Genomic DNA, 26,948 nt, shown 5'->3' with positions numbered 1-26,948 from the left:
GAACCAGGGGGTTCGCGCGGGCACCGGGTCTGGCTACTTCAGGACGGCTTCGCCGTTCTTCTGGAGGCGCTCGAGCATCTTCTTCGGGTCAGCACCGGGCAGGCCGGCCAGCTGGGTGTCGAAGTCCTTGAGCACGGGGTCCATGCCGGCAACCGTCACCGGGCCCTGGGCGTAGCTCGCACCGGCGAGGAACGCCGTGTCGTCCGGGAACGCGGCCTTGTAACCAGCCTCCGCGGACTTGATCGGCGGGATGACGCCCAGGCCCTTGGCCAGCTCGAGGGACGGCTCGGCCGTCGACAGGTAGTTGACGAGGTCGATCGCCGCTGCCTGGTTCTTGCTCGCCGCCGCGATGCCGTAGCACTGGGTGAAGCTCAGCGTGCCCTTGCCGGCGGGACCGGCCGGCAGCTCGGCCGCCATGTACTTGACGTTCGGGAAGTCCGCCTTGAGGGCGCCCTTGATCCAGTTGCCCTCGATCGTCATGGCCGCCGAGCCCTTGCCGAAGGCCTCGCCACCCCAGCCTGCGTCGACGGTCTTCGGGAACGCGGTCGACTTGCTGGCGAGCAGCTTCTGGACCTCCTGGAGACCGGCGAGGTTCTCGGCGGAGTCCGCGGTGACCTTGGTCTGGTCGTCGTTGACGATCCAGCCACCGGCCTGCTTCATGAACGCACCGACGCGGTCACGCGTGTCGCCGATGACGAGGCCAACGTGCTTGCCCGTCGTGAGCTTCTTGGAGACCGCCTCGAGGTCGGCCCACGTCTTCGGGACGTCGGCGTCGGTGAGGCCGGCGGCCTTCCACATGTCGGTGTTGATGATGAGTGCCAGCGCCGAGAAGTCCTTTGGCGCGCAGTAGAGCTTGTTGTCGTACGTGAAGGTCTTCGTCAGGCCCTCGTAGAAGTCCGCCTTGTTGGCGAGCTTGTCGCCGTAGGCGAACATGTTGCCGGCCTTGGCGTACGTGGGGAACACGTTGGCGTCGGTGAAGAACAGGTCCGGCGGCGAACCGGCGGCGAAGCCCTGGCTCAGCTGCTGGTTCATGTCCGACGCGGCGACGATCTCGACCTTGTTGCCGGTCTTGGTCTCCCACGCCTTGACCGTGTCCTGCTGGAGCTTGACGTCAGCCGGCCCGTTGGACGTGATCATGAACTTCAGGGTGACGGGGCCGCTCTGGCTGCTCGGCGAGCCGCTGGAGCCCGAGTCGAACCCGCCTCCGCCCGAGCAGGCGCCGAGGGCCAGTGCCCCAGCGGTCAGGCAGACCGCGAGGGCGGTCCGTCGGGATCGGTTCGTGTATGGCGTCATGGTGTGTCCTTTCGACGGCCGTGTGCCGTGCCAGTGGTGTCCGGAGCGGTGGCGGTCCGGGGTGGGTGGGGGGTGCGGGTGCTGCTGGAACGAACCGTGAGCTCGGGGACGAGCAGGACGGGTTCGGTGCTTCGGGGGGACAGGAGCATCCGCCAGGCGGTCTGGGCCGCCTCGGCGATGGGCTGCCGGATGCTCGTGACCGACAGGGCCTCGGCCACGTCGGTGTCGTCGAAACCGACCACGCCGACGTCCGGGCCGAGGGCCAGGCCCGCGTTGCGGGCGGCGCGGACGGCGCCGAGGGCGAGCATGTCGGAGGCGCAGACGACGGCGCTCCCGGGACCGAGGCGGGCGAGCAGGCGCTCGGCCGCTGCGGTGGCCTGGTCGAGGTCCTGCACCGACTCCTCGGCCTCGGCCTCGTCGGGGTCGGTGCGGCCGGCGTCGGCGAGCCCCGCGAGCCAGCCGTTCCGGCGGTCGTCGCCGACAGGGGAGCCGGCCGGCCAGCCGAGGAAGCCGATCCGGTCGTACCCGGCCTCGACGAGGTGTGCCACGGCGTGGCGGACGCCGATCCCGCCGTCGACGTCGACCCACTGGTGCAGGTCGGGCAGGTCCCAGACGCGACCGAAGGCCACGAAGGGCACGTCGTGCTCGAGCAACCACTGCGGGCGGGGGTCGCCGGGACGGGTGTCCGCCAGGACGAACCCGTCGACGAGTCCGGTGGCGAGGGTCTGCCGGTAGCCCTCGACGACGTCCTCGGGATCCGGGGCGAAGGTCATGACGTGCGAGCCGTGGCCGGGTGCGGCGACGGTGAGCTGGACGAGGAACTCGTCGAGGATGTGGCCCATCCTGGCGTGGCCGGAGGGGTTGACCTCGAACCCGAACGCGGCAGCCTTGCGACGGCGCAGCTGCTGGGCCGTGACGTGAGGGGTGAACCCGAGGCGGGCGATCTCCGCGCGGACGCGTTCCAGCGTCGGGGGAGCGACCTTGTCCGGGCGGTTGAGCACGTTGCTCACGGTCTGGCGGGAGACGCGAGCGGCACGGGCGACGTCGACGATGGTCGCCCGCGTCGACGGCACGGTGACCCTCGACCCTTCCGCCATGGCTCGCTCCCTTGCGATCTGGTCGTGCGATGTGATCGTTCAAATCGGAACGGGTTTGAACGTTCCAACAAATGCGAGCATGCTGCACGCACCCGGCATCGTCAAGGGCATGATGGGATGGCGAACCGACCGACCGAGCTGGCGCGCTGCGTCGTCGCGACGGTGCCGACAGCTCGCTGACCTGCCCAGACGTCGACGGAGAGAAGGCAAACAGGTGTCCGACCACGAGGCGACGGAGGCTGCCGGAGCAGCTGTCCCGGCGCGGCAACCCTGGCTCCACGAGCTCACCATCTGCGTGAACGGCAACGCCACGGCCCTGTCCGGTACATGTGGGGACATCGACCCGGGGACCCCGCACGGTCTGTACGTCGACGACGTGCGGGTGCTCAGCACGGCGACCGTCCGGCTCGACGGCGAAGCACCCGCCTTCGTGGCCCAAGGTGCGAGCGGCGCGCGCGCCGAGTTCGTGCTCTCGGCCCGCAACCTCGGCAACCCCGGCCCTGACCCCACCCTCGAGGTGCACCGCACCCGGGTGCTCGAGGACGGTGCCATGGTCGAGCGGCTGGTCCTCACCTCGCGGGCCAGCCAGACGGTCGCGACCACGCTGAGCGTCGAGCTCGCAGGCGACGGTGCACCGATCGGCTCCGTCAAGGCCGGGCACGTCGTGCACCCTCAGGTGCTCCCGTCCCGCGATGGTGACGCCCTCGTGTTCTCCTTCGACCGGCACACGACCCGCGTCGAGCTCGACCCGGCGCCCGCTGCCGTGGTCCTGTCCGACGGTCGGGCCGTCGTCGACCTGCAGCTGTCGGTCGAACCCGGTGGGAGCACCGAGGCCACCCTGCGTGTCGCGACGTCCCGCGAGTCCGCATCGGCCCTGGACGCAGACCCCGGGCACGCCGCCGTCACCTGGGCCGGGGTGCGGGTCGTCGCCGACGACCCGCGGCTGAGCCAGCTCGTCGCCCGTTCGATGGACGACCTCCAGAACCTGCTGCTGCGCGACCCCGAGGACGCCCACGACGTGTTCGCCGCGGCCGGAACCCCTTGGTACCTCACGCTCTTCGGGCGGGACTCCATCTGGGCTGCGCGGATGATGCTGCCCTTCGGCACCGACCTCGCCGGTGGCACCCTGCGCGTCCTCGCGCGCCGGCAGGGGACGAAGGTCGACCCCCGGAGCGCCGAGGCGCCCGGCAAGATCCCCCACGAGCTGCGCCGCACGGCATACCTCGATCCCGAGAGCGGACTGGCGCTGCCGCCCGTCTACTACGGCACGGTCGACGCCACGGCTCTGTGGGTGACGTTGCTCGTGGAGGCGTGGCAGTGGGGTCTGGCCGAGGACGAGGTGCGTGCCCTGCTGCCCAACGTGCGCGCCGCCCTGGGCTGGCTCACCACGGACGGCCGCCCCGACGACGACGGGCTGCTCAAGTACCTCGACACCTCCGGCAGCGGCCTGGCCAACCAGGGCTGGAAGGACTCCGGCGACTCCATCCGCTGGCGCGACGGGCGCGTCGCCGACGCCCCCATCGCCCTCGTCGAGGCCCAGGCGTATGCCGTCGAGGCCCTCTCCGGCGCCGCGCGCCTCCTGCGCGCCCTGGGTGAGGACGGGGCGGACGACGCCGAGCGGCAGGCCAAGGAGCTGCGCGAGCGGATCGCGGACCGGTTCTGGGTGCAGACCGACGCCGGTCGCCACCTCGCGATCGCGCTCGACGGGCACGGCGAGGCCGTCGACGGCCTCGGTTCCAACATGGGGCACGTCCTCGGCACCGGTGTCCTGACGGAGGCCGAGTCCGCCTCGGTCGCCGCCCAGCTGACCGGCGAGGAGCTGCTCGACGAGTTCGGCATCCGCACCCTCGGCAGCGGCAACGGTGGCTTCAACCCCATCGGGTACCACACCGGTTCGATCTGGACCCACGACACGGCCATCGCTGCTCTGGGCCTTGCGCGGGAAGGACATCGGGCCGAGAGCGCCCTCGTGGCCCGCTCGCTCGTCGCCTCGGGGGAGGCGTTCGACCACCGCTGGCCCGAGCTGTACTCCGGGTTGCCCATGATGGGCCGCCCGTCGCCCTACCCGGCGTCGTGCCGTCCGCAGGCCTGGTCGGCGGCGTCCGCGGGTGCCCTGGTGACGGTCGCCCTCGGGCTGCGGGCCGACGTGCCCGCCGGGTACGTCGACATCGACCCGGTGGTGCCGGCCCCGTTCGGCGCGGTGCGGGTCGAGGGACTGCGCATCGGGGACGCCACCGTCACCGTGAGCGTTGACAGGGACGGGCAGGTCGAGGTGACCGGGACACCGCACGGTGTCGAGGTCAGGGTGCGCGGCGGCAACGCCTAGCCGCAACGCTTAGACTCAGTCGCTTGCCCGATGCGGTGGACCGTGGCGTGGACCCGCTGCGGTCGACCGGGCGAACCGACTGTGTGAAAGGACGGCCCTGCGTGGGACTGCTCGAGACGATCCAGAGCCCCGCCGACCTCAAGGCGCTGCCCGCGCCCCAGGTCGCCGAGCTCGCCCGTGAGATCCGTGCGTTCCTCGTGGAGTCGGTGTCCAAGACCGGTGGCCACCTCGGACCCAACCTCGGTGTCGTCGAGCTCACCATCGCCCTGCACCGGGTCTTCGACAGCCCCCGCGACACGATCGTCTTCGACACCGGCCACCAGTCCTACGTCCACAAGCTGCTGACCGGCCGCCACGACTTCAGCAAGCTCAAGAAGCAGGGCGGCCTGTCCGGCTACCCCAGCCGCGCCGAGTCCGAGCACGACGTCGTCGAGAACTCGCACGCCTCCACCGCCCTGTCGTGGGCCGACGGCATCGCCAAGGCGCGCCGCCTCAAGGGCGAGCGCGGGCGCCACACGGTCGCCGTCATCGGTGACGGGGCACTCACCGGCGGCATGGCGTGGGAGGCCATCAACAACATCGCCGCCGACAAGGACCTGCCGCTGACGATCATCGTCAACGACAACGAGCGTTCCTACGCCCCCACCATCGGCGGACTCGCGGACCACCTCGCCACGCTGCGCACGACCCGGGGCTACGAGCGGTTCCTCGACTGGGGCAAGAACACCCTGCACCGCACCCCCGTCGTGGGCGGCGCGATGTACGAGACGTTGCACGGCATGAAGAAGGGCATCAAGGACATCGTCGCCCCGCAGGGGATGTTCGAGGACCTGGGCCTGAAGTACCTCGGCCCGGTCGACGGGCACGACGAACCGGCGCTGGAGTCCGCGCTGCGCAAGGCCCGCGCCTTCGGTGGGCCGGTGCTCGTGCACGTCATCACCCAGAAGGGCCGGGGCTACCAGCCGGCCGTCAACGACGACGCCGACCAGTTCCACAGCGTCGGCAAGATCAACCCCGAGACGGGGCTGCCGTTCGAGGTGAGCGGCCGGATCTGGACCGACGAGTTCAACGACGAGATGGTCGCCCTCGGCGCCGAGCGCCCCGACCTCGTTGCCCTCACCGCGGCGATGCTCATCCCCGTCGGGCTCGACGGGTTCGCCGCGGCCTACCCCGACCGCGTGTTCGACGTCGGCATCGCCGAGCAGCACGCGACGACCATGGCCAGCGGGCTGGCGTTCGCCGGGCTGCACCCGGTGGTGGCGGTCTACGCGACGTTCCTCAACCGCGCGTTCGACCAGCTGCTCATGGACGCCGCGCTGCACAAGGCCGGCATCACCTTCGTCCTCGACCGTGCCGGCGTCACCGGCAGCGACGGCGCGTCGCACAACGGCATGTGGGACATGGCGATCGCCTCGATCGTCCCCGGCCTGCGCCTCGCCGCGCCGCGTGACGGCCAGCAGGTCCGTATGCAGCTGCGCGAGGCCGTGGACGTCGCCGACGCCCCGACCGTGATCCGTTTCCCCAAGGGCGACGTGGGCGACCCGGTGCCGGCCGTGCGCCAGGTGGGTTCGCTGGACGTCCTGCACGAGACGTCGACGGAGGCCTGCGACCTGCTCGTCGTGGGGGTGGGTGCGTTCGCCGCGCTGTCGGTCGACGTGGCCGGGAAGCTCGAGGCGCAGGGGCTGCGGGTCACTGCGGTCGACCCGCGCTGGGTGCTGCCCGTGAGCGACGACCTGGTCGAGCTGGCCCGCACCGCCGGTGCCGTCGCGGTCGTCGAGGACAACCTCGTCACGAGCGGTGTGGGGGTGGCCGTCACGGTCGCCCTGCGCGACGCCGGCCTCGACGTGCCGGTGCACCTGCACGGCATACCGAAGACGTTCCTCGACCACGCCTCGCGCGGTCAGCTGCTGGACGAGCTGGGGCTCACCGCCGACGCGGTGGCGACGTCGCTGGCGACGCGCCTGCACTGAGCCGGCGCAGCCGCAGTGCCAGCTGCAGCTCCAAGGCCGGGTCCGGCTGCTGCCAGTGCGGGCCCAGCAGGGCCGAGATGCGTTCGAGCCGCTGGCTCACCGTGTTGACGTGGACGTGCAGCTGGGTCGCGGCGTGCCGCGGGCTCCCACCGGCGTCGAAGTAGGCCTGCAGGGTCTTCACCAGCTCGGAGCCGCGCCTGGCGTCGTAGTCGAGCAGGGGGCCGAGGTGGTCGGTGACGTAGCCGTCCACGTCAGGGGCCGAACCGACGACGAGGCCCGCGAAGCCGAGGTGGGCCGAGCTGGCGCCGGTGCCGCCGAGGCCGAGCGACTCCAGCGCCTGAACGGTCCGCACCGCCTCCGCCCAGGTGGCCGGGACGTCGTCGCCGAGGCTCACGGGCCCTGCGGCGCCGACGCTGACCCGGCCGAGGCGGCCCAGCCGACGGGCCAGCTCGCCGGCCGCCTGGTGGGCGTCGTCGGAGGGGACCAGCGCCACGACGCGACCGTCGTGCTCGCCCACCACCGAGTCCGGTCCGGCCGCCGCGTGGGCAGCGAGCAGCAGGGTGCGGCGCGGCACCTGGCCGTCGGCGTCCGCTACCAGTACGGCGTGGGGGACGGTGGGGTCGACGCCCTCGCCGCGCGCACGGGAGGCGAGGGTCTGGGGGTCGCCGCGTCCACTGACGAGGTCGGCGACGAGGTCGGTGCGCACCCGCTGCTCGGCCTCTGCGGCGGTGCGCTCGAACAGGAGCACGAGGGCGGTGACGACGGAGGCGCGCTCGACGGTGCGCCGGTCGGCGTCGTCGAGGACCCCGACACCGCCCAGGACCAGCACTCCGAGCGGGGTCTGCGGAGCCTTGACGCCGATGGCCCACCGGTCGCCCGGGGCGTCGTGGGCGAGGCGGCCCGAGGCCTGCGTCATCCGGACGACGGGGGAGTCGGCCAGCAGGCCCGCGCGGGAGTCGTCGGTCGGCGGGGCGTCACCGTGCGTGCTGAGGCACTCACCCTCGGAACCCAGCAGCACGACCCAGCCACCGAGCAGGTCGCCGAGCGCCTTGGTGATGTCGTCGACCCCACCACCGGCGAGCACCAGCTCGGCGAACCGGTCGTGCGCGGCAGCGGCCCGCTCGACCCCGGCCGTGTGGCGGCGGACCTCCTCGGCGCTGCGGGTCTGCACGATGGAGACGGCGGCCAGCGCGGCGAGCGAGCCGAGCAGGGCGACCTGGTCGGGGGAGAACGGTCGCGGTGAGCGGTTCGCGGCGAAGAGCACCCCGACGAACTCGTCCTCGACGGTGAGCGGGGTCCCGCAGATCGACACCAGGCCCTCGTCACCGACGGCGCTGTCGATGGTCCCGGTGTGCTGGAACCGGTGGTCGTGCAGGTAGTCGGCGCTCCAGTAGGGCTTGTGCGTCGAGGCGACCAGGCCGCCGAGGCCGTCGCCGAGGGAGAGACGCACGCTCTGGAACTCCACACTGACCGAGCCGTCGGTGGCACGCATGAAGGTGTCACCGGCCCGGGGGTCGTACAGCGTGAGGTAGGCGACGTCGGTGCCGATGAGGGTGCGGGCCCGCCGGACGATCGCCTCGAGGATGCCGCTGGGGTCGCGCAGGGCGGCGAGGTCCCGCGCGGTCTCCACGAGCGCGGTCAGCTCCGCCTCGCGGCGGCGCCGTGAGTCGAACGCCGCCCGCACCCGCAGGGCCAGCTCGCGGGCCTCACCACCGGGATCGGCCACGGACCCCAGCTCCGACGCGGGTGCCCCCTCCGCCAGCAGGCGCAGGAGGGTCATCGCTGAGTCGTCGTGGGCGTCCATCGAGTCGGATCCTAGGCGGCCGGGTGCCGTCAGTGGGCCGTCCAACCGCCGTCCATCGCGAAGGACGCCCCCGACACCGAGGCAGCAGAGGGGCCGCACAGGAACGCCACGAGCTCGGCGACCTCATCGGCCTCCACGAGCCGCTTCACCGCGACGGGTTCGAGCATGATCTGGCTGACCACGTCGTCCTCGCTGATGCCGTGCGACGACGCCTGGTCGGCGATCTGCTTCTCCACGAGGGGCGTCCGGACGTACGCCGGGTTGACGCAGTTGCTCGTGACACCGTGCTCGGCGCCCTCGAGGGCCGTGACCTTCGACAGCCCCTCGAGGCCGTGCTTGGCCGACACGTAGGCGGCCTTGAAGGCGCTCGCGCGCAGGCCGTGGACGCTGGAGACGTTGACGATCCGGCCGAACCCCTGCGCGTACATGTGGGGGAGCACCCGGCGGGTGAGCCGGAACGGCGAGGTGAGCATGAGCCGGATGATGAGGTCCCACGTCTCGACCGGGAACTCGTGGATCGGGCTGACGTGCTGGATGCCGGCGTTGTTGACGAGGATGTCGACGTCGCCCGGGAGCTGGTCGACGGCCGCGAGGTCCGACAGGTCGGTCGGCAGGGTCTCGACCCCGGTGAAGGACGCGAACCGCTCGAGGCCCTCCTTGTCCCGGTCCACCGCGTGCACCCGCGCCCCGGCCGCTGCGAGCCGCTCGACGCACGAGGCGCCGATCCCGCTCGCGGCGCCGGTCACCAGGGCGGTCCGTCCGGTCAGGTCGAGGAGCGCAGGCGTCGTCGGCATGCCGCGAGACTAGGTCCGCGGTGCAGAGTCGATCATGTGGCGGCGAGCCACAGTTCTCGGTGGACCTGTGTGTGGGGATTCCGTGTGGCCGGGCCAGGTCACCGGCTCGCGGCATCGGGACGGAAACCCGAGCACATGATCCGCAACCAGCCGATCCGCCCCTCGGCATCGGTCTCGAACACCGCGTGCTGCTCGGTCACCCGCGCCTCGCCCTCACAGCTCAGCCCGAGCCGGTACGTCACGCGGTCGCGGTCACCCACCGTGTCGACGTCCACCTCGCGCACCTCGACGATCTCGTCCTGCGGCTCGAACCAGTGGCCGAGCAGGACCCCCAGCACCTCGTCGTGACCCGTCCCCTGCCAGGTGTCGTTCGGGGTGAGACCGCGGAAGTCCACGTCGTCGCGCAGCACCTGTCGCAACCGGCCCTCGTCCTTGGCGGCCAGGGCGTTGACGAAGGCGTCGGCGGTCGTGGTCATGCAGGCATGGTCCTCCGACGACGACGCCCCGACAAGGAGCTGTCGGGGCGTCGTCGGGTATGCCGGGTACGGACTAGGCGGGGACGCTCGCCGCTCCGGCGGGCAGGAACCGCTTGCCGGTGACCTTCTCCGAGACGCCCTCGCGGTCGAGCAGCGGGGTGAGCCCACCGTTCCAGAACTGGAACCCCGCACCGGTGATCATCGCCAGGTCGAGGTCCATCGGCGCCTGGGCGACGCCCTCGTCGAGCATCCGTCGGGCCTCGTCGGCCAGGACGCCGAGGACGCGCTCGCGCACCTGCTCGGTGGTCAGGACCACGGGGTCGGCGGGCTTCTCGAACAGCGCCTCGACCTCGGGGTCCACGACCGGCTTGCCCTCGGGCCAGGTGTAGATGGCCGACTTCTTCGCCGCGACGACCCTGCGCAGGTTCTCCGAGACGTAGAACCGGTCGGGGAACGCCTTGGCCAGGGTCTCGTTGTTGTGCAACGCGATCGCGGGCCCGACGAGGCCGAGCAGGATGAACGGCGGCATCGGCGCGAGGCCCGCGAACGCGCGGTCAGCCACCTCGATGGGTGTGCCCTCGTCGACGACCTTGGCGACCTCTCCCATGAACCGGCCGAGGAGCCGGTTGACGATGAACGACGGCGAGTCCTTGACCAGGATGGTCGTCTTCCTCAGCGTCTTGCCGGTGGCGAAGGCCGTGGCGAGCGTGGCGTCGTCGGTCTGCTCGCCCTTGATGATCTCGAGCAGCGGCATCACGGCGACGGGGTTGAAGAAGTGGAACCCCACGACCCGCTCCGGGTGCTGCAGCTCGGCGGCCATCTCGGTGATCGACAGCGAGCTGGTGTTGGTCGCGAGGACGCACTCGGCCGACACGACGGCCTCGACCTCGGCCCACACCTGCTTCTTGACCGACATCTCCTCGAAGACGGCCTCGATGACGAAGTCCGCGTCGGCGAACCCGTCCTTGCTCGTGGAGCCGGTGACCAGGCCCTTGATGCGGTTGGCCTTGTCGGGGCTCACCCGGCGCTTGCCGAGCAGCTTGTCGACCTCGGCGTGGACGTACCCCACGCCCTTGCCCACGCGCTCCTCGTCGAGGTCGGTCATGACGACCGGCACCTCGAGCCGCTGCGCGAACAGGAGGGCGAGCTGGCTGGCCATCAGCCCGGCACCCACGATGCCGACCTTGGTGACCTTGCGGGCCAGGGCCTTGTCCGGTGCCCCGGCCGGGCGCTTGGCCCGACGCTGGACGAGGTCGAACGAGTAGAGCCCGGCGCGCAGCTCGTCACCCATGACGAGGTCGGCGAGCGCCTCGTCCTCGGCAGCGAACGCCTCGTCGCGCGTCGCGGTGCGTGCCGCGGCGACGAGCTGGAGTGCGCGGTACGGCGCGGGGGACTTCCCGCCGGTCTTCAGGTCGACAAGGCCCTTGGCCGCCTTGATGGCGCCGGCCCACTCGGACTCGTCGCGGGTCACCTCGGGGCGGTCGACCTCGGTCTCGCCGGTGAGGACCCTGGCGGCCCACAGCAGCGACTCCTCGAGGAAGTCGGCCGGGGCGAACATCACGTCCGCCATACCGAGCTCGAAGGCCTGCGGGCCCTTGAGCATCCGGTTGGTGTTCATGGGGTTCTCGATGATGACCTTGAGCGCGTTGACCGGTCCCACGAGGTTCGGCAGCAGGTAGCAGCCACCCCACCCGGGCACCAGGCCGAGGAACGTCTCGGGCAGTGCGATCGCCGGGACCCCGGCGGAGATGCTGCGGTAGTCGGCCGACAGGGCGATCTCCACGCCGCCACCCATCGCGGCACCGTTGACGAACGCGAACGTCGGCACGGGGAGGTCCATGATCGCGCCGAACGCGGCGTGCCCGGCGCGGGCGACCTCGAGGGCCTGGTCCCGGCTGGTCGCCTGCGCGACGGCCTTGAGGTCGGCCCCGACGGCGAAGATGAACGGCTTGCCGGTGATGCCGACCGCCTGGATCTCGCCGGCCTCGGCCCGGGTGCGCAGGCCCTGGACGACCGAGAGCAGGTTGGCGATGGTCTGCGGCCCGAACGTGTTGGGCTTGGTGTGGTCGAACCCGTTGTCGAGGGTGATGAGCGCCAGGACGCCGGCGTCGCCGGGAAGGGTGATGTCGCGGACCGGGGCGTGGGTCACGACCTCGTCGAAGGCCGGGTTCTGAGTGGTCGCCTGGTCGCTCATGCCGCGACCTCCTTGCCGTAGTCAGCGTGGTGGGGGTTCTCCCAGATCACGGCGCCACCCATGCCGATGCCGATGCACATGGCGGTCATGCCGTAACGCACCTCGGGGTGCTCCTCGAACTGGCGCGCCAGCTGGGTCATCAGGCGCACGCCGGACGACGCGAGCGGGTGGCCGGTCGCGATCGCCCCGCCGTACTGGTTGACGCGCGGGTCGTCGTCGGCGATGTCGAAGTGCTCGAGGAAGGCGAGCACCTGCACGGCGAACGCCTCGTTGAGCTCGAACAGGCCGATGTCCTCGATGGACAGCCCCGCCTTGCCGAGCGCCTTCTCGGCGGCCGGCACCGGACCGATGCCCATGACCTCGGGCTCGACACCGACGAACGCGAAGTCCACGAGCCGCATACGGATGGGGAGGCCGAGCTCCTGGGCGGCGGCCTCGGAGGCGAGGATGCACGCGGTGGCGCCGTCGTTGAGGCCCGCGGAGTTGCCGGCGGTGACGTTGCCGTGCGGCCGGAACGGGGTCTTCAGGGCGTCGAGGTCCGCGCGCGTGGTGCCCGGGCGCGGCGGCTCGTCCTGGATGGCGAGGCCATAGCCGAGGTCCTGGTGCCGCGTGGCGACGGGCACGAGGTCGGGCTGGACCTGGTGGTTGGCGTAGGCCTTGGCGAGCTTCTCCTGGGAGGCCACGGCATACGCGTCCGAGCGCTCCTTGGTCAGCGTCGGGTAGCGGTCGTGCAGGTTCTCGGCGGTCGAGCCCATGACGAGCGCGCTGGGGTCGACGAGCTTCTCGGCGACGATGCGCGGGTTGGGGTCGACGCCCTCACCCATCGGGTGGCGGCCCATGTGCTCGACCCCGCCGGCAATGGCGATGTCGATGGAGCCGAACGCGATCGACGACGCGGTGGCGGTCACCGCGGTCATGGCGCCGGCGCACATGCGGTCGATCGAGTACCCCGGGGTGGTCTTGGGGAGGCCGGACAGGAGGGCAGCCATCCGCCCGAGGGTCAGGCCCTGGTCGCCGATCTGGGTGGTCGCCGCGATGGCGACCTCCTCGACGCGCTCGGGGGGCAGCTCGGGGTGGCGGCGCATGAGCTCGCGGATGCAGCGGATGACGAGGTCGTCGGCGCGGGTCTGGGCGTAGATGCCCTTCTCCCCGGCCTTGCCGAACGGCGTCCGGACGCCGTCGACGAAGACGACCTCACGAAGGGTGCGGGGCACGGGTGGCCTCCTGTGTTGGAGCGACGGGTGGTTCGGCGCAGGGCGGTCCGCCCGTGCACCTGCCACCGATGCTACTTCCCGGTAACAAGGCGGTCACCAGACCCCGCGCGTGAGAGCCATCACCCCCGGTCACTGCACCTGCCGACCTACTCGTCGGGGTGGGCCTCGAAGGCTGCGGCGACGAGGGGCGCGACGACGTCGGTCTGCCAGTGCCGCGCACCGAGCCCCTGCAGGGCCTCGGCGAACCCGGCCGCGCTGCGGTCGGCCGGCGGGCTCCAGATGACGCGGCGCAGGGGCTCGGGGGACAGCACGTTCTCCACCGGGATCGAGTGCTCGGTGGCGAAGGCCGTGAGGGCTTCACGGGTGGCGGCGAGGCGGGCGGCGGCCACCGGATCGCGCTCGGGCCAGGCGCGCTGAGGGGGCGGGCCGTCCGAGCGCAACGTCATCGGGGGCAGGTCGGCCTCCGGGACGGCGTTGGCACGAGTGACCGCCTCGAGCCACTGGCGCTGGTACCGGCGCACGGAACGGTGACCCGAGGGCAGACCGGCCGGGGTCGTCGGGGCAGCCATGGCGATCTCGACGAGCACGGCGTCGGGGAGAACCCGGCCGGGGGAGACGTCCCGGTCCTGCGCGATGGCGTCGCGGGTCTCCCAGAGCTCGCGGACGACCGCGGCGATGCGGCGCTGGCGGACCTTGTGCATGCCGGACGTCCGTCGCCACGGGTCCACGCGCGGGGCCGGGCCGGTGAAGTCGAGCAGCGCCTCGAACTCCTCACGGGCCCACCCCGCCTTGCCCTGCTTGGCGAGGTCGACACCCATGAGGTTGCGGACGTCGACGAGCACCTCGACGTCGAGCGCGGCGTACCGCAGCCACGGCTCGGGCAGGGGACGCGTGGACCAGTCCACGGCCGAGTGCTCCTTGGCGAGGGACAGCCCCAGGTAGTGCTCGACGACGGCGGCCAGTCCCACCCGGGGGAGCCCGAGCAGTCGCCCGGCGAGCTCGGTGTCGAACAGCTGACGGGGACGCAGGCCGACCTCGGCGAGGCAGGCGAGGTCCTGGGTCGCGGCGTGCAGGATCCACTCGGCGTTGCCGATGGCCTCGTCGAGGGGGGACAGGTCGGGGCAGGCGATCGGGTCGATGAGCCAGGTGCCGGAACCCTCACGGCGCAGCTGGACGAGGTAGGCCCGCTGGCCGTAGCGGTAGCCGCTGGCGCGCTCGGCGTCGAGGGCGACCGGGCCCTCGCCTGCGGCGATCGCCGCTGCCGCCTCCATCAGTCCGCGCTCGGTCTCGACGACCGGGGGGACGCCGTCGGCGGGCATGTCGAGGGGGATGAGCTCGACGGTCTCGGTGGTGCCGGAGTCGTCGACGGAGGTGTCCGCGTCAGCGGTGGAGGGCGCCGTTTCCCCTGCAGGGACCTCGGCGTCGGTGTCGGTCACCGGCCCAACCTACCCGGCGCGGTGCTCAGCGCCGCGGCCCAGGCAGCGCGATGACTCCCTCGGGCAGCGGGGGGAGGCCGGCGATCGTGCACAGCAGGTCCGACCACGCCACCAGGTGGGCACCGACGTTGCCGGCGACGGGGGTCCACGAGGCGCGGACCTCCATCTCGACGCTGGCGGGCCGGTCGGACAGCCCGGCGAAGCTCTCGGACACCACGCGCGTGACGGTCCCGGCCTCGGCGGTGTACCCGAGGTGGTGCGACTCGAGGGCGTCGGTCAGCCAGGACCAGCCCACCGCACCGAGCATGGGGTCGTTCGCCAGCTCGGGCTCGAGCTCGGCCCGCGCGAACGTCACCGCCCGCCAGGCTCCGTCCCAGGGGTCCGGGGCCGAGGGGTCGTGCAGCAGGACGAAGCGGCCGGACGCCAGCTCGTCCTCGTCGGCGGCCGCACCCACCACTTCGGCGGTGAGGGCCACGGCATACGGGGCGATGCGCTGGGGCGCGGGCACCTCGGTGAGCCGGATCTCGGGGCGCAACCGCGCACCTCGCAGGTCGCTGAGCGCCTGCGCGAACTCGGGTGACTGGTCGCCGGGGACCGTTCTGCTGCCCACCGTCAGAGAGTATGTCGACCGGTCGCGTATCACAGGGAGGCTGAGGCCGCGCCGTGTCGCGACCGCCGGGTAGCGTGCGCGGGTGCTCTCCCTCCTCGCGCTCGCCTCCAGTGCGGTGTGGGGCACCTCGGACTTCTTCGCCGGGCTGTTCTCCCGACGACGCCCGGCCGTCGCCGTGGTCGGGTGGACCCAGTCACTGGCCTTCCTGGTGCTCAGCGTGGTCGTCCTCACCCAGCTCGGGGACGTCACGTGGACGGGCTGGCCGCTGTGGTCGGTGGCTGCCGGACTGTCGGGTCTCAGCGGCCTGCTGTGCTTCTACACCGCCCTGTCCACCGGGACGATGGGCGTGGTCGCCCCCATCGCCGCCCTCGGGGTCGCCGTGCCCGTGCTGCTCGGGGTGGCCACCGGCGACGAGCCGTCGGCGTGGACGTGGGTGGGCATCCTCGTGGCCGTCATCGGCGTGACGCTCGCCTCCGGACCCGAGCTCAGTGGGGACGTCTCGACGAGGCCGGTCGTGCTGGCGGGAGTGGCAGCGGTGGGGTTCGGCCTCGCTCTGTTCTGCCTCGACCGCGGTGCCCGGAGCTCGACGCTGATGACGTTGTGGGGTATGCGCTCCACGTCCCTCGTGGTCTTCCTCGTCGTCGCCCTGGTCACCCGTTCCGTGGGGGGAGTCGTCGCCCGCGAGGTCCCCGTCCTGCTGGTCATCGGGTGCGGGGACATGGCGGCGAACGGCCTGTTCGCGGTCGCGTCGTCCCGGGGCGAGGTGAGCATCGCGAGCGTCCTCGGCTCGCTCTACCCCGTCATGACCATCCTGCTGGCGCGCGTCGTCCTCAAGGAACGGCTCCGCCCCATCCAGCAGGTCGGGGCCATCCTGTCCCTCGCCGGCGCTGCGATCATCGCGGTGTGAGGAGCCGCGCGACCGCGACCTAGGATTGCCCGCGTGACCTCCCCCCTCCACAGCCCCCTCGACTCGGCCCTGGTCAGGGCCGCCCGCCGCGAGCCCGTGACCCACACCCCCGTGTGGTTCATGCGCCAGGCCGGACGCTCGCTGCCGGAGTACCGGGCCGTCCGCGAGGGCGTCGGCATGCTCGAGTCCTGCCGCCGGCCGGACCTGGTCACCGAGATCACCCTCCAACCCGTCCGTCGCCACAAGGTCGACGCCGCGATCTTCTTCTCCGACATCGTCGTGCCGCTTGCCGCCGTCGGGGTGGACCTCGACATCGTCCCCGGCGTCGGGCCCGTGGTGGCCGAGCCGTTCCGTACCCGGGCCGACCTCGACCGGCTGCCGGAGCTGACGCCGGAGCACGTCCCCGACATCACCGAGTCCGTGCGCCTGCTCGTCGCCGAGCTCGGGGCCACGCCGCTGATCGGGTTCGCCGGGGCTCCGTTCACGCTGGCGAGCTACCTCGTCGAGGGCGGCCCGAGCAAGAACCACGAGAACACCAAGGCCCTGATGTACGGCGATCCGGAGCTGTGGCACGACCTGTGCGCCCGGCTCGCGCAGATCTCCGGTGCGTTCCTCGACGTCCAGGCGGCGGCCGGCGCCTCGGTCGTCCAGCTGTTCGACTCGTGGGTCGGCAACCTGCCCCGGGCCGACTACGAGACCTACGTGCAGCCGCACTCGCGCGTCGCGCTCGCCGCGGTGGCGAAGCACGGCACGCCGACCATCCACTTCGGTGTCGGCACCGGCGAGCTGCTCCCCGCGATGGGCGCCGCCGGCGCCGACGTCGTGGGCGTCGACTACCGCGTCTCCCTCACCGACGCCCTCGCCCGCATCGGGGACGGGTATGCCGTGCAGGGCAACCTCGACCCTGCCCTCCTGTTCGCGCCGTGGCCGGCCCTCGAGGCGAAGGTGCGGTCGATCGTCGAGGAGGGTCGGGCTGCCCCTGGCCACATCTTCAACCTCGGGCACGGTGTCCTGCCGTCCACCGACCCGGAGGTCATCACCCGGGTCGTCGAGCTGGTCCACGAGGTCGGCGCTCGCTGACCCGAGCCTGACCCGAGCCTGACCCGGGCCTGACCCGGGGCTACTCCGGGAGCACCGTCGGCACGGTCACCGTGGCCGGCGCCGGACGCCGACGACGCCACGCCAGCCAGAGCGGGACCCCGACGAGGGCGAAGGCGGCGGCGAACGGCACCAGCGCGCCGACGATCGTCAGGACCACCCGCACGGACGAGGTGAAGGCCGTCCAGCCGCCCAACAGCCCGGCCATGAACCCGGTGTCCTGGGCCGGCTTGGGGGCTGCGATGACATCGGTCTCGGTGGTGAGGCTGATCTGGATGGGGGACCGGGCCACGCTGTTCTTCAGGGCCGCGAGCTGCGCCTCGAGCGCCTCGAGGTCGGCCTGGCGGCGGCTGACCTCGGCCTCGAGGTTGACGATCTGGGTGAGGTCGGTCGCCTTGGTCATCAGGGCCCTGACCCGGTCCACGCTCTCGCGCATCGTCTCCAGTCGGGACTGGGTGTCGACGATCTGCTTGCCGACCTCCTCGCTCGAGCTCTCGGACCGGATGACGGTCCCGAGCTTGCCCAGCTCGGCCATGACGGTGTCGAGCCGGGTCGCCGGGACCGACAGGGTGATCTCCCCGTAGGTCGTCGCCGTGACCTTGGAACGGTCCTCCAGCGGGACGTAGGTGCCACCGGTGCCGATGTTCTCGGCGAGGATCACGCCGTCGGAGGCCACCGAGAGGGACCGGATCGCGGCGACGCTCTGGGAGAGGTTCCTGACCTTGAGCGCGACGGTGGCCCGCCGTGCGAGGGTCGACCCCGGGGCCGTGAGGACGGCGGGGTCCACGGCGCCGGTCCCCGTGTCGGCCGGGCCTCCGGACGCTCCCCGGAAGGCGGTGCCGGGCTGGGCTGCCGTCCCTTCCTTGGCCGAGTCGCCGGCGGCGCCGGAGCCGCTGGCGGCCGGGCCCGGTTCGGCGCCGACGGCGTTGCTGCCGGCGGCGCTGTCCGAGGTGCTCGAGCTGCCGCCGCCGCTGCAGGCGGCGAGGCTGACGGTGGCGAGGAGCGCGGCCGTGAGGCCGACGAGAGTGCGGTGCGGACGATCACGGAACATGGCGACCCCCAGGTCAGCGTCGATCGGGCGAGTGTGATGCCACTCGGACTCCACCCGTCACGGGCCCGTTCCCACCCCCGTGGTGTCGAAACCGTCACGATGCCTGAAAGGGTGGGGGGATGGTCGGGTCGCACGTCGTCGTCATCGGGGGAGGCATCTCCGGGCTCGCCGCCGCCTGGCAGCTGCTGGGGGCCCTGCCCGGCGTCTCCGTCACCGTCGTCGACGCGTCCGACCGCCCCGGCGGCAAGCTGCGTCGCGAGCCCGTGGCCGGGGTCGCGCTCGACGTGGGCGCGGAGTCGGTCCTGGCGCGGCGGCCCGAGGCGCTGACCCTGATGTCGGAGCTCGGCCTCGACGAGCACGTCGTCCACCCCGAGGCGACGACGGCGAGCATCTGGTCGCGAGGTCAGCTCCACCCGATGCCCCGAGGCACTCTCATGGGCATCCCTTCGCCGGCGGCCTCGGCCGCGGGTGTGCTGTCACCCGAGGAGATCGCCCGAGCCGAGGCCGAGATGCCTTGGGGTGGAGGGGATTTCGACGACGTGTCCGTGGGTGACTACGTCGCCGCGCGACTCGGGGACGCGGTCGTCGACCGCCTGGTGGAGCCGTTGCTCGCCGGGGTCTACGCAGGACAGGCGCGGAGCCTCTCCCTGCGGGCCTGCCTCCCCCAGGTGCATGCCGCCGTGACCGCCGGCGCCTCCCTCACCGAAGCCGCCGCGACCGCAGCCCAGACGTCGGCCCTGTCGTCCGCGGGGTCGTCGGCCCCGGTGTTCGCCGGTCTCGACGGGGGAGTGGGCCGGCTCGCCGAGACACTGTCGGAGACGTTGCGATCACGGGGCGTCACGATCCTCAGCAGCACCATCGCCCGTGAGCTGCACCGGGACGGGGCCGGGTGGGCCGTCGTCACGGGCTCCCGGCCGAACCCGCGGCGGCTGGCCGCCGACGCCGTCGTCGTGGCCGTGCCCGCGGCCCCCGCCGCCCGGCTGATCGCGCCGCACTCCCCCGCCGCCGCCTCGTCCCTGCGCGAGGTCGAGTACGCCTCCATGGCCATCGTCACGCTCGCCGTCGACTCCGGTGGTGGACCGCTGCCCGGCTCCGGCTTCCTCGTCCCGGCCGTGGACGGCCGCACCATCAAGGCGAGCACGTTCTCGTCGACGAAGTGGGGATGGACCGCCGAGGCGGCCCGGGACCTGTTGTTCCTGCGCGCCTCCGTGGGGCGCTGGGGTGAGACCTCGGACCTCCAGCGACCCGACGACGAGCTCGTGGCGATCGCGGTCGCCGAGGTCAGCGAGGCGCTGGGCCACCAGCTGCCACGGGTCGTGGACACCCACGTCCAGCGCTGGGGCGGTGCCCTGCCGCAGTACACCGTCGGCCACGTCGACCGCGTCGCCCGGATCCGGGCCGCAGCGGCGGCGTTGCCCGGGCTGGAGCTGGCCGGCGCGGCATACGAGGGGGTGGGGATCCCGGCCTGCATCGCGAGCGGACGGGCCGCGGCCCTGGCCGTGACCACCCACCTGCGCGCCCGCCACGGGGACGCGGGAGAATGAACCCATGAGCAGCAAGCCCTCCCCGTCCCGGATCCGCGAGATCAACGACTCCATCAGGTATGCCATGTGGTCGGTGTTCAGCGTCACCGCGCCGCTGGGGGAGGACCGCGAGCAGATGGCCAAGGAGGTCGAGACCCTCTTCGGCGAGCTCGAGGAGAAGGGGGTCCTGACGCGCGGCGTCTACGACCTCGGCGGCATGCGGGCCGACTGCGACTTCATGGTCTGGTGGCACGCGGAGAAGATCGAGGACGTCCAGGCGGCCTACCGCGCCTTCCTGCGCACCGACCTCGGGCACCTCCTCGAGCCGACCTGGTCGGCGGCAGCGCTGCACCGTCCGGCCGAGTTCAACAAGAGCCACATCCCGGCCTTCCTCGCGGACGAGACGCCCAAGGACTTCATCTGCGTCTACCCGTTCGTGCGCTCCTACGAGTGGTACCTCCTCGACGACAAGGAACGCCGCGACATGCTGCGCGAGCACGGGCAGATGGCGCGTGACTACCCCGACGTGCGGGCCAACACCATCGCCTCGTTCGCGCTCAACGACTACGAGTGGGTGCTGGCCTTCGAGGCCGACGAGCTGCACCGCATCGTCGACCTGATGCGCGAACTGCGGGCGTCGCGGGCCCGCATGCACGTGCGCGACGAGCTGCCGTTCCACACGGGTCGGCGCGTCGAGGTCGCGGACCTGCTCGCGTCGCTGCGCTGACGCTTCGCACGACTGCGGATCTCCTTGCCGGCACAGGGGTGTGCCGTGGACCACACAGGGTCGGGGACGATGGTCCCTGTCGGTGGTGACTGCGTGCCCGGATGCTGGGGGTGCCCAGAAGGGCATGACCACCCGGGGCCGCAAACCCCGACCAGCTGGAGACGACAACCATGCGACGCAGAACTCTCGACACGCTCCTGACGATCGGCGGCCTGATCCTGGCCGCGGTGCTCCTCACGGCCGGCGGACTGCTGACCTGGGCGAGCAGCTTCGTCAGCGCCAACGTGCACAGCCAGCTCGCCGACCAGAAGATCACGATGCCTTCGGGCAAGGCGATCGAGGACCCGCTGATCAAGCCGTACCTGTCCCAGTACGCGGGCCAGGAGCTCACCACCGGCGCGCAGGCCAAGGCCTACGCCGACCACTACATCCTCGTCCACATGAACAAGGCCAGTGGTGGCAAGACCTACGAGGAGGTCAGTGGCGAGTTCATCGCCGCCTCGGCGGACAAGACCTCCGACCCGGCCACCGTCGCCGAGCTCGGGCAGCTGCGCCAGACCCTGTTCATGGGTAACACGTTGCGCGGCCTGCTCCTCAACGCGTACGCCTTCGGCACCATGGGCACCATCGCCCTGTGGGGTGCGATCGCGGCATTCGTCGGCTCCGGCCTGATGTTCATCCTCAGCGGACTCGGGATGTGGCACCGCCGCACCGTCCCGGTCGAGGAAGAGGTCCGGATCGGTGTCGGCAGGGCGGCCACGCCGGCACACGCCGTCTGAGGCGTCCGGCGCGGAGGGGGGGACGGCCCCCGACCACCACGGTCGGGGGCCCTTCCCTGTCCCGGTGGTTCGCTCGGGTCGGCGGCGGTCCTCAGGCGCGTCTCAGGTGGGGGGAGCAGGCTCCCGGGGTGGCACCCTTCGGTTTCGGCGACGTCTTCACCGCGTGGGTCCTGTCGCCGGTGGGGACGGCGCTGGCCGTCCTCCTGGGTGGGGCGTATGCCGCGGCCGTGTGGACGCTGCGACGTCGCCACGAGCCCGTGCCGGTCCTGCGCGTGATCACGTACGCGGTGCTGGGGATCGGCACCCTCGTGCTGGCCACCGACGGCGGCCTGGCTGCGTTCCGCGACACGTCCTTCGTCGCCGCGGCCGCGCAGTCCGGCGTGCTGGCGGCCATCACCCCGGTCGGCCTCGCCCTCGGTGACCCGGTGGGGCTCGGGCTGCGGGCCGTGGGCCCCGTCCGGGCTGCCGCGGTCCGCGAGTTCCTCGGCGGTCGGGTGGCCCGGGTGCTGATGTTCCCGCTCGTCGGCTCGGTCGTGGCGACAGGGGTCCACCTGGCCATGTTCGTGACGCCGTGGCTGGCCCGGTCGCTGGAGCTCGGGTGGCTGCGAGAGCTCACCTACCTGCTGCTCGTCGGCACCGGGCTGCTGTTCGTCCTGCCGCTGCTCGCCGACGAGCTCGCCCCGGCCTGGTGCACGCCGGGGGTACGGGTGCTCATCGGGTTCGGGGACGGGTTGCTCGATGCCGTGCCCGGCGTGGTGGTGATGGCGTCGCCTGCGCTGCTGGGTGCTCCGGTGGCGGCCTACCTGGCGGCCCGTGACCCGTTGTTCCAGCAGCACGTCGGCGGCGGTGCGATGTTCGGGCTGGCCGAGGCCGTGGGCCTCCCGCTGCTCGCGGCGACGGTGGCCGCGTGGGTGCGTGCCGACCGGGTCGAGGCGGCGCTGGTGGACGCCCGCCTGGACCTCGAGCCGGCCTCCGACCGTCCGTGGTGGGAGTCCGACCCGCGGTACGGCGGACCCGGTCGTTGACGGTCGTCGAGGATCCGACGGGTCCTGGCCCGCCGGATACCTCAACGACCTCGTGTGGTCAGCCTGGGGTGGTCAGGACTGGTCGGCCGGGCGCAGCGTCATCGAGATCGAGTTGATGCAGAAGCGCTGGTCGGTCGGGGTGCCGTAGCCCTCGCCCTCGAAGACGTGCCCGAGGTGGCTGCCGCAGTTGGCGCAGCGGACCTCGACCCGCTTCATCCCCATGCTCACGTCCTCGATGTACTCCACGCTGTCACCGGCGAGCGGGGAGTAGAAGGACGGCCAGCCGCAGTGGCTGTCGAACTTCGTGCCCGAGGTGAACAGCTCGGCACCGCAGGCGCGACAGGCATACACGCCCTCGGTCTTGGTGTCGGTGTACTCGCCGACGTACGGCCGCTCGGTCCCCGCCTGGCGCAGCACCTGGTACTCGGCCGGGCTGAGCTCGGAACGCCACTCGTCCTCGGTCTTGGACACGGCATACGTGCGGTCGGTCTTGTCCATGGTCATGTCGTGACTCCTTCGGAACAGTCTCACGTCGTGCTCAACGCCGGCAGGGCCGGAAATGGTCCCGCCCCGGCCACCCTGATTCTTACGGGTCCGTGACGTACCCGCCGGATAGGGTCGGCCCATGGCGGCAGCGGCGACGACGGTGGACGTGCCCGAAGGACCCTGGGGGGATGCGCGGGAGGTGCGGATCTCCAGCCCGGACCGGTTGATCTGGCCCGACGAGGGGATCACCAAGCTCGACCTGGCGCAGTACGCCGTGGACGTCCGCTCGGGCTTCATGAACGCGCTCGGCCACCGCCCCGTGACCCTGCAGCGCTTCCCCGAGGGGATCGCGGGTGAGGAGTTCTGGACCAAGAACCCGCCCAAGGGGATGCCCGACTTCATCACCCCGGTCATGTGCACCTACCCGTCGGGCCGCAAGCACCTGCAGGTCGTCGTCGACGAGCCGGCGGCTGTGGTGTGGGCGATGCAGATGAACACCGTGACCTTCCACCCCTGGCCGGTCCGCACGACCGACGTGGACAAGCCGGACGAGCTGCGCATCGACCTCGACCCGCAGCCAGGTCGGACGTTTGCCGACGCGGTGGAGGCTGCGGTGGCACTGCGCGAGCTGCTCACCGAGATCGGCCTCACCGGGTGGGTCAAGACGTCGGGCAACCGCGGGGTCCACGTGTTCGTCCGCGTCGCCCCGACCCACGAGTTCCTCGACGTCCGCCACGGAGTCATCGGGATCGCCCGTGAGCTCGAGCGGCGCCTGCCCGACCTGGTGACGGCCTCGTGGTGGAAGGAGGAGCGCGGGGAGCGCGTGTTCGTCGACTTCAACCAAGCCTGCCGCGACCGCACGATCGCCTCCGCCTACAGCCCGCGCCCGCTCGCCGGCGCACCGGTCAGTATGCCGCTGGGCTGGGACCAGCTCGTCGGTGTGGATCCGGGGGAGTTCACGGTCCGCACGGTGCCCGGCATCCTCGCTTCGTCCGGTGACGCCTGGGCGGCGATGGACGAGGCCGTCGGCGACGTGGCCGGGGCAATCGCCTTGTGGGACAAGGACATCAACGAGCGCGGGCTGGGTGAGCTGAACTTCCCGCCGGACTACCCCAAGATGCCGGGGGAGCCGCCACGGGTGCAGCCGAGCAAGCGACGCCAGGACAAGGCCGACGACGACTACATGACCCCCAAGGCCGACCGCGACGCCGAGCTTCGGCAGCAGTGGGGGCCGGTGCCGCCCCCGGTCGCGCCCATGCTCGCCAAGCCGGTCAAGGGGATCCCGACCGGGGACTACCTGTTCGAGCCCAAGTGGGACGGGTTCCGTTCGATCATCTTCCGGTCCGGTGACGCGGTGGAGATCGGCAGCCGCAACGAGAAGCCCATGACGCGCTACTTCCCCGAGGTGGTGTCGGCGGTGCTGGAGAACTTCCCGGAGCAGGCGGTCGTCGACGGCGAGATCGTGGTCGTGGGCGCGTCGGGGGACCGGCTCGACTTCGAGGCGCTGCAGCAGCGCATCCACCCTGCCGCGAGCCGGGTCAAGAAGCTGGCTGCCGAGACGCCCGCGCAGTTCGTGGCGTTCGACCTGCTGTCGCTGGGCGGGGAGGACCTGACGGGGCGGCCGTTCGCCGAGCGGCGGGCGCTGCTGGAGCAGGCCTTCGACTCGGTGGCGGCGCCGATCCACCTCACCCGGGCGACGCGCGACCCCGCGGTGGCGCAGGAGTGGTTCGAGCAGTTCGAGGGCGCGGGGCTCGACGGGGTCATCGCCAAGCCGCTGTCGGGCACGTACGAGCAGGACAAGCGGACGATGCTCAAGATCAAGCACGTCCGTACCGCTGACTGCGTCGTGGCGGGCTACCGCACCCACAAGACCGGGGACGACCTCATCGGGTCCCTCATGCTGGGGCTCTACACCGACGACGGGTCGCTCATGAGCGTCGGCGTGATCGGTGCGTTCCCCATGGCGCGGCGGCGCGAGCTGTTCGAGGAGCTTCAGCCCCTGGTGACCTCCTTCGAGGACCACCCCTGGGCGTGGGCCGAGCAGGAGGCAGGAACGAGGACGCCCACCAGCGGCGCCACGAGCCGGTGGAACGCGGGCAAGGACCTGTCGTTCACCCCGTTGCGCCCCGAACGCGTCGTGGAGGTCAAGTACGACCACATGGAGGGGATCCGCTTCCGCCACACCGCGCAGTTCGTGCGCTGGCGCGAGGACCGCGACCCCCTCACGTGCACCTACGAGCAGCTGGAGGAACCCGTGAGCTTCGACCTCGCCGACGTCCTGGGTGAGGCCGGCCGATGAGCTCTGACCGCCGTCAGCTGCGCACCGCAGCGACGGTCGCAGGGGTCACCGCGGGCTCCCTCGCAGCCACGGCGGCGGTGTCGTCGGTGGGCGTGGCCGCCTATGTCGCCCGGCGGGCCCTGACCCCCGACCGTCAGCGGCCGGACGACACCCAGGTCCTCGCCGTCGACGAGGGGAGCGTGACGCTGGACCTCACGCCCGAGAGCATCGTGCCGGGCCGGTACGGGCTGTGGCTCGACGGGTCGTCGGGGCACGTGCGGCTGGGTGACCTCCTGGATGTCGACGAGGACCGCGGCCGCGTGCGCCGGGAGCTCCTCGGGGTCGACTCGGGTCACCTGGCGCCGGGGTACGGGCGGTGGGACCAGTACTTCTACGCCGGCCCCCCGGACCGCGCGCTGGGGCTGCGCACCGAGTACGTCGACGTGCTGACCGAGCTCGGCACCATGCCTGCCTGGGTGGTCCGTGCCGAACAGCCGTCGACCCGGTGGGCGGTGCTGGTGCACGGCCGCGGGGCGCGGCGCGACGAGGGACTGCGTGCCGTGAAGCCGTTGCACGACAGCGGGATCAACGTGATCATCCCGTCCTACCGCAACGACCTCGGCGCCCGACGCGGGGCCGATGGCCGGTACAACCTCGGCCTCTCGGAATGGCGCGACATCGAGGACGCTGCCCTGTTCGCCGTGCAGCAGGGAGCGCGTGAGCTCATCCTCGTGGGCTGGTCCATGGGCGGCGCGATCGTGCTCCAGACCCTGAGCCGGTCCTGGCTCGCCGACCACGTCAGCCACGTGGTCCTCGATGCACCGGTGATCGACTGGACCGACGTGCTCATCCACCACGGGCGGCTGCACGGGGTGCCCGACACCATCGGTGGCTTGAGCCGGTACCTCATGGGGCGCAGGCTGACCCGTCGTCTCGTCGGGGTGCACGACCCCGTCGACGTGGCGCAGACCGACTGGGTGGCCAAGGCGTCCGAGCTGCGCCACCGGATGCTCATCATCCACTCGGTGGACGACGAGTTCGTCCCGGTTGGGCCGTCGCAGGAGCTGGCTGCCGCTCGCCCCGACCTCGTGACGATGGAGCACTGGGACACCTCGCGCCACACCAAGGAGTGGAACGTCGACCCCGAACGCTGGGAGCGGTCGGTCGCCGACTTCGTGAGCAGCTAGCAGCACGCACCTTGACCACGGTGGGCTATCCCGGCCGGCCCTGTCCCGGCCGTCCCTGTCCCGGCCGTGCCGCTTGGGTGGCCTCCATGGCCGGTCGTCCGGGCCTGCTGGACGTGGTCGAGGATCTGGTCGACCACCTGGGTGAGGGGTTGCGTCGCGTCGACGACCACCCCGGCGGGCACGTCCTCCCCGGTCCGGTGCAGTCGGACGATGAGCTCTCGCTCGGCCGGCTTCGAGCCCCATTCGTCGGTGGGACGACGGTCCAGCCGACGGTGCAGGGTCTCGGCGTCGATGTCGAGCACGAACACCTCGTCGAACAGGTCGATGAACATCGCGAAGTTGCGCGAGCCCCCGCAGAAGAAGGTGAGCGGCTGGCTGTCATCCGCCGCGAGGGCGCGCACCTGCTCGACGTCCCAGATGTGGTGCTCGTGGCCCGAACCACTGACCTTCACGCCGGTCACGGGATCCCCTTGGTACGCCAGTTCGCGGTCGCCGTGGATGGCCTGGTAGCCGCGTCGCCACAGCTCATCGCACACGGACGTCTTCCCCGTGCCCGAGACGCCTTCGACCAGGAAGTTGCGTACGCCCACCGCCCCAGTCTCGAGCCAGCGGCGTGCGGGGGCAACGAGTAGGGGGCGCCGCGCGGCGGGGGCAACGCGCGGCTCGGCTCAGT

Annotated in this window: 22 protein-coding genes; 10 read left to right on the top strand and 12 right to left on the bottom strand. The window is 71.9% G+C overall.

The window, feature by feature from the left end; translation table 11 throughout:
• Positions 1 to 33: 33 nt before the first annotated feature.
• Both ASD62_RS03625 and ASD62_RS03620 read right to left on the bottom strand, forming a co-directional pair.
• The gene (locus tag ASD62_RS03625) at positions 34 to 1,293 is read right to left on the bottom strand and encodes an extracellular solute-binding protein (RefSeq protein ID WP_056914795.1); all 1,260 of its coding nucleotides are present in this window, start codon (positions 1,291 to 1,293) and stop codon (positions 34 to 36) included.
• Positions 1,290 to 2,390, bottom strand: a complete 1,101-nt coding sequence (locus ASD62_RS03620; protein WP_056914794.1) for a LacI family DNA-binding transcriptional regulator — start codon at positions 2,388 to 2,390, stop codon at positions 1,290 to 1,292. The genes ASD62_RS03625 and ASD62_RS03620 overlap by 4 nt, the downstream gene beginning before the upstream one ends.
• Before the next feature lie 214 nt (positions 2,391 to 2,604).
• On the opposite strand from ASD62_RS03620, the gene ASD62_RS03615 reads away from it, so the two are divergent.
• Both ASD62_RS03615 and dxs read left to right on the top strand, forming a co-directional pair.
• Positions 2,605 to 4,716: a glycogen debranching N-terminal domain-containing protein gene (locus ASD62_RS03615; protein ID WP_056914793.1), complete on the top strand. Its 2,112-nt coding sequence runs from the start codon at positions 2,605 to 2,607 to the stop codon at positions 4,714 to 4,716.
• Between the two features lie 101 nt (positions 4,717 to 4,817).
• The gene (gene dxs / locus ASD62_RS03610) at positions 4,818 to 6,686 is read left to right on the top strand and encodes a 1-deoxy-D-xylulose-5-phosphate synthase (RefSeq protein ID WP_056914792.1); all 1,869 of its coding nucleotides are present in this window, start codon (positions 4,818 to 4,820) and stop codon (positions 6,684 to 6,686) included.
• Here the strand turns inward: dxs and ASD62_RS03605 are convergent.
• The 7 genes from ASD62_RS03605 to ASD62_RS03575 form a co-directional block, all read right to left on the bottom strand.
• Positions 6,640 to 8,490 carry a helix-turn-helix domain-containing protein gene (locus tag ASD62_RS03605; RefSeq protein ID WP_056914791.1) on the bottom strand — a complete coding sequence of 617 codons (1,851 nt, stop codon included), beginning with the start codon at positions 8,488 to 8,490 and terminating at the stop codon, positions 6,640 to 6,642. The two genes, dxs and ASD62_RS03605, sit on opposite strands and share 47 nt — an antisense overlap.
• A gap of 29 nt (positions 8,491 to 8,519) precedes the next feature.
• Positions 8,520 to 9,284, bottom strand: coding sequence for a 3-hydroxybutyrate dehydrogenase (locus ASD62_RS03600; RefSeq protein WP_056914790.1), 765 nt, complete (start codon positions 9,282 to 9,284; stop codon positions 8,520 to 8,522).
• A gap of 98 nt (positions 9,285 to 9,382) precedes the next feature.
• Entirely contained in the window at positions 9,383 to 9,760 is a 378-nt protein-coding gene (locus tag ASD62_RS03595; protein ID WP_056914789.1) for a hypothetical protein, read from the bottom strand.
• Between the two features lie 73 nt (positions 9,761 to 9,833).
• Positions 9,834 to 11,954 (bottom strand): 3-hydroxyacyl-CoA dehydrogenase NAD-binding domain-containing protein, encoded by a 2,121-nt coding sequence (locus tag ASD62_RS03590; RefSeq protein ID WP_056914788.1) that lies wholly within the window; start codon positions 11,952 to 11,954, stop codon positions 9,834 to 9,836.
• Positions 11,951 to 13,168 (bottom strand): thiolase family protein, encoded by a 1,218-nt coding sequence (locus ASD62_RS03585; RefSeq protein ID WP_056914787.1) that lies wholly within the window; start codon positions 13,166 to 13,168, stop codon positions 11,951 to 11,953. The genes ASD62_RS03590 and ASD62_RS03585 overlap by 4 nt, the downstream gene beginning before the upstream one ends.
• Positions 13,169 to 13,314: 146 nt before the next feature.
• On the bottom strand, positions 13,315 to 14,604 hold the full coding sequence (locus ASD62_RS03580) for a ribonuclease D (protein WP_082552949.1): 1,290 nt from the start codon (positions 14,602 to 14,604) through the stop codon (positions 13,315 to 13,317).
• Positions 14,605 to 14,629: 25 nt separating this feature from the next.
• Positions 14,630 to 15,214, bottom strand: coding sequence for a DUF3000 domain-containing protein (locus tag ASD62_RS03575; protein ID WP_056914786.1), 585 nt, complete (start codon positions 15,212 to 15,214; stop codon positions 14,630 to 14,632).
• Between the two features lie 82 nt (positions 15,215 to 15,296).
• On the opposite strand from ASD62_RS03575, the gene ASD62_RS03570 reads away from it, so the two are divergent.
• Both ASD62_RS03570 and hemE read left to right on the top strand, forming a co-directional pair.
• Complete coding sequence (locus ASD62_RS03570) at positions 15,297 to 16,121, top strand: DMT family transporter (protein ID WP_056914785.1); 825 nt, start codon at positions 15,297 to 15,299, stop codon at positions 16,119 to 16,121.
• A 33-nt stretch (positions 16,122 to 16,154) separates the two neighbouring features.
• Positions 16,155 to 17,201 carry a uroporphyrinogen decarboxylase gene (gene hemE, locus ASD62_RS03565; protein ID WP_235529097.1) on the top strand — a complete coding sequence of 349 codons (1,047 nt, stop codon included), beginning with the start codon at positions 16,155 to 16,157 and terminating at the stop codon, positions 17,199 to 17,201.
• A 40-nt stretch (positions 17,202 to 17,241) separates the two neighbouring features.
• On the opposite strand, the gene ASD62_RS03560 is transcribed toward hemE, so the two are convergent.
• Complete coding sequence (locus ASD62_RS03560; protein WP_157581300.1) at positions 17,242 to 18,270, bottom strand: DUF4349 domain-containing protein; 1,029 nt, start codon at positions 18,268 to 18,270, stop codon at positions 17,242 to 17,244.
• A gap of 119 nt (positions 18,271 to 18,389) precedes the next feature.
• Between ASD62_RS03560 and hemG the strand changes: the two genes are divergently transcribed.
• The 4 genes from hemG to ASD62_RS03540 all read left to right on the top strand — a co-directional run bounded on the left by hemG (position 18,390) and on the right by ASD62_RS03540 (position 22,324).
• Positions 18,390 to 19,814, top strand: coding sequence for a protoporphyrinogen oxidase (gene hemG, locus ASD62_RS03555; protein ID WP_056914782.1), 1,425 nt, complete (start codon positions 18,390 to 18,392; stop codon positions 19,812 to 19,814).
• A gap of 4 nt (positions 19,815 to 19,818) precedes the next feature.
• Entirely contained in the window at positions 19,819 to 20,520 is a 702-nt protein-coding gene (gene hemQ / locus ASD62_RS03550; RefSeq protein ID WP_056914781.1) for a hydrogen peroxide-dependent heme synthase, read from the top strand.
• A gap of 170 nt (positions 20,521 to 20,690) precedes the next feature.
• Positions 20,691 to 21,299, top strand: coding sequence for a hypothetical protein (locus tag ASD62_RS03545; RefSeq protein WP_056914780.1), 609 nt, complete (start codon positions 20,691 to 20,693; stop codon positions 21,297 to 21,299).
• Positions 21,300 to 21,427: 128 nt separating this feature from the next.
• Positions 21,428 to 22,324, top strand: a complete 897-nt coding sequence (locus ASD62_RS03540; RefSeq protein ID WP_056914779.1) for a cytochrome c oxidase assembly protein — start codon at positions 21,428 to 21,430, stop codon at positions 22,322 to 22,324.
• Positions 22,325 to 22,396: 72 nt separating this feature from the next.
• Here the strand turns inward: ASD62_RS03540 and msrB are convergent, their stop codons facing one another.
• Positions 22,397 to 22,828, bottom strand: a complete 432-nt coding sequence (gene msrB / locus ASD62_RS03535; protein ID WP_235529098.1) for a peptide-methionine (R)-S-oxide reductase MsrB — start codon at positions 22,826 to 22,828, stop codon at positions 22,397 to 22,399.
• Positions 22,829 to 22,949: 121 nt separating this feature from the next.
• Between msrB and ASD62_RS19610 the strand changes: the two genes are divergently transcribed.
• Positions 22,950 to 25,109 carry an ATP-dependent DNA ligase gene (locus ASD62_RS19610; RefSeq protein WP_082580553.1) on the top strand — a complete coding sequence of 720 codons (2,160 nt, stop codon included), beginning with the start codon at positions 22,950 to 22,952 and terminating at the stop codon, positions 25,107 to 25,109.
• Positions 25,106 to 26,275 carry a S9 family peptidase gene (locus tag ASD62_RS03525; RefSeq protein ID WP_056914778.1) on the top strand — a complete coding sequence of 390 codons (1,170 nt, stop codon included), beginning with the start codon at positions 25,106 to 25,108 and terminating at the stop codon, positions 26,273 to 26,275. The genes ASD62_RS19610 and ASD62_RS03525 overlap by 4 nt, the downstream gene beginning before the upstream one ends.
• Here ASD62_RS03525 and ASD62_RS03520 read toward each other — a convergent pair.
• Positions 26,272 to 26,865 (bottom strand): nucleoside kinase, encoded by a 594-nt coding sequence (locus tag ASD62_RS03520; protein ID WP_235530618.1) that lies wholly within the window; start codon positions 26,863 to 26,865, stop codon positions 26,272 to 26,274. The genes ASD62_RS03525 and ASD62_RS03520 overlap by 4 nt on opposite strands.
• Between the last annotated feature and the right edge of the window lie 83 nt (positions 26,866 to 26,948).

It is taken from the genome of Phycicoccus sp. Root563 (assembly GCF_001427915.1).
In the GTDB taxonomy this organism is placed as follows: domain Bacteria; phylum Actinomycetota; class Actinomycetes; order Actinomycetales; family Dermatophilaceae; genus Pedococcus.
This window is presented reverse-complemented; position numbering and strand designations above follow the sequence as displayed.

What these genes read in the sequence shown, in the direction of transcription:
- ASD62_RS03625 (WP_056914795.1), bottom strand. Translation starts at nt 1,293, where the DNA reads ATGACGCCATACACGAACCGATCCCGACGGACCGCCCTCGCGGTCTGC.
- ASD62_RS03620 (WP_056914794.1), bottom strand. Translation starts at nt 2,390, where the DNA reads ATGGCGGAAGGGTCGAGGGTCACCGTGCCGTCGACGCGGGCGACCATC.
- ASD62_RS03605 (WP_056914791.1), bottom strand. Translation starts at nt 8,490, where the DNA reads ATGGACGCCCACGACGACTCAGCGATGACCCTCCTGCGCCTGCTGGCG.
- ASD62_RS03600 (WP_056914790.1), bottom strand. Translation starts at nt 9,284, where the DNA reads ATGCCGACGACGCCTGCGCTCCTCGACCTGACCGGACGGACCGCCCTG.
- ASD62_RS03595 (WP_056914789.1), bottom strand. Translation starts at nt 9,760, where the DNA reads ATGACCACGACCGCCGACGCCTTCGTCAACGCCCTGGCCGCCAAGGAC.
- ASD62_RS03590 (WP_056914788.1), bottom strand. Translation starts at nt 11,954, where the DNA reads ATGAGCGACCAGGCGACCACTCAGAACCCGGCCTTCGACGAGGTCGTG.
- ASD62_RS03560 (WP_157581300.1), bottom strand. Translation starts at nt 18,270, where the DNA reads ATGTTCCGTGATCGTCCGCACCGCACTCTCGTCGGCCTCACGGCCGCG.
- hemG (WP_056914782.1), top strand. Translation starts at nt 18,390, where the DNA reads ATGGTCGGGTCGCACGTCGTCGTCATCGGGGGAGGCATCTCCGGGCTC.
- hemQ (WP_056914781.1), top strand. Translation starts at nt 19,819, where the DNA reads ATGAGCAGCAAGCCCTCCCCGTCCCGGATCCGCGAGATCAACGACTCC.
- ASD62_RS03545 (WP_056914780.1), top strand. Translation starts at nt 20,691, where the DNA reads ATGCGACGCAGAACTCTCGACACGCTCCTGACGATCGGCGGCCTGATC.
- msrB (WP_235529098.1), bottom strand. Translation starts at nt 22,828, where the DNA reads ATGACCATGGACAAGACCGACCGCACGTATGCCGTGTCCAAGACCGAG.
- ASD62_RS19610 (WP_082580553.1), top strand. Translation starts at nt 22,950, where the DNA reads ATGGCGGCAGCGGCGACGACGGTGGACGTGCCCGAAGGACCCTGGGGG.
- ASD62_RS03525 (WP_056914778.1), top strand. Translation starts at nt 25,106, where the DNA reads ATGAGCTCTGACCGCCGTCAGCTGCGCACCGCAGCGACGGTCGCAGGG.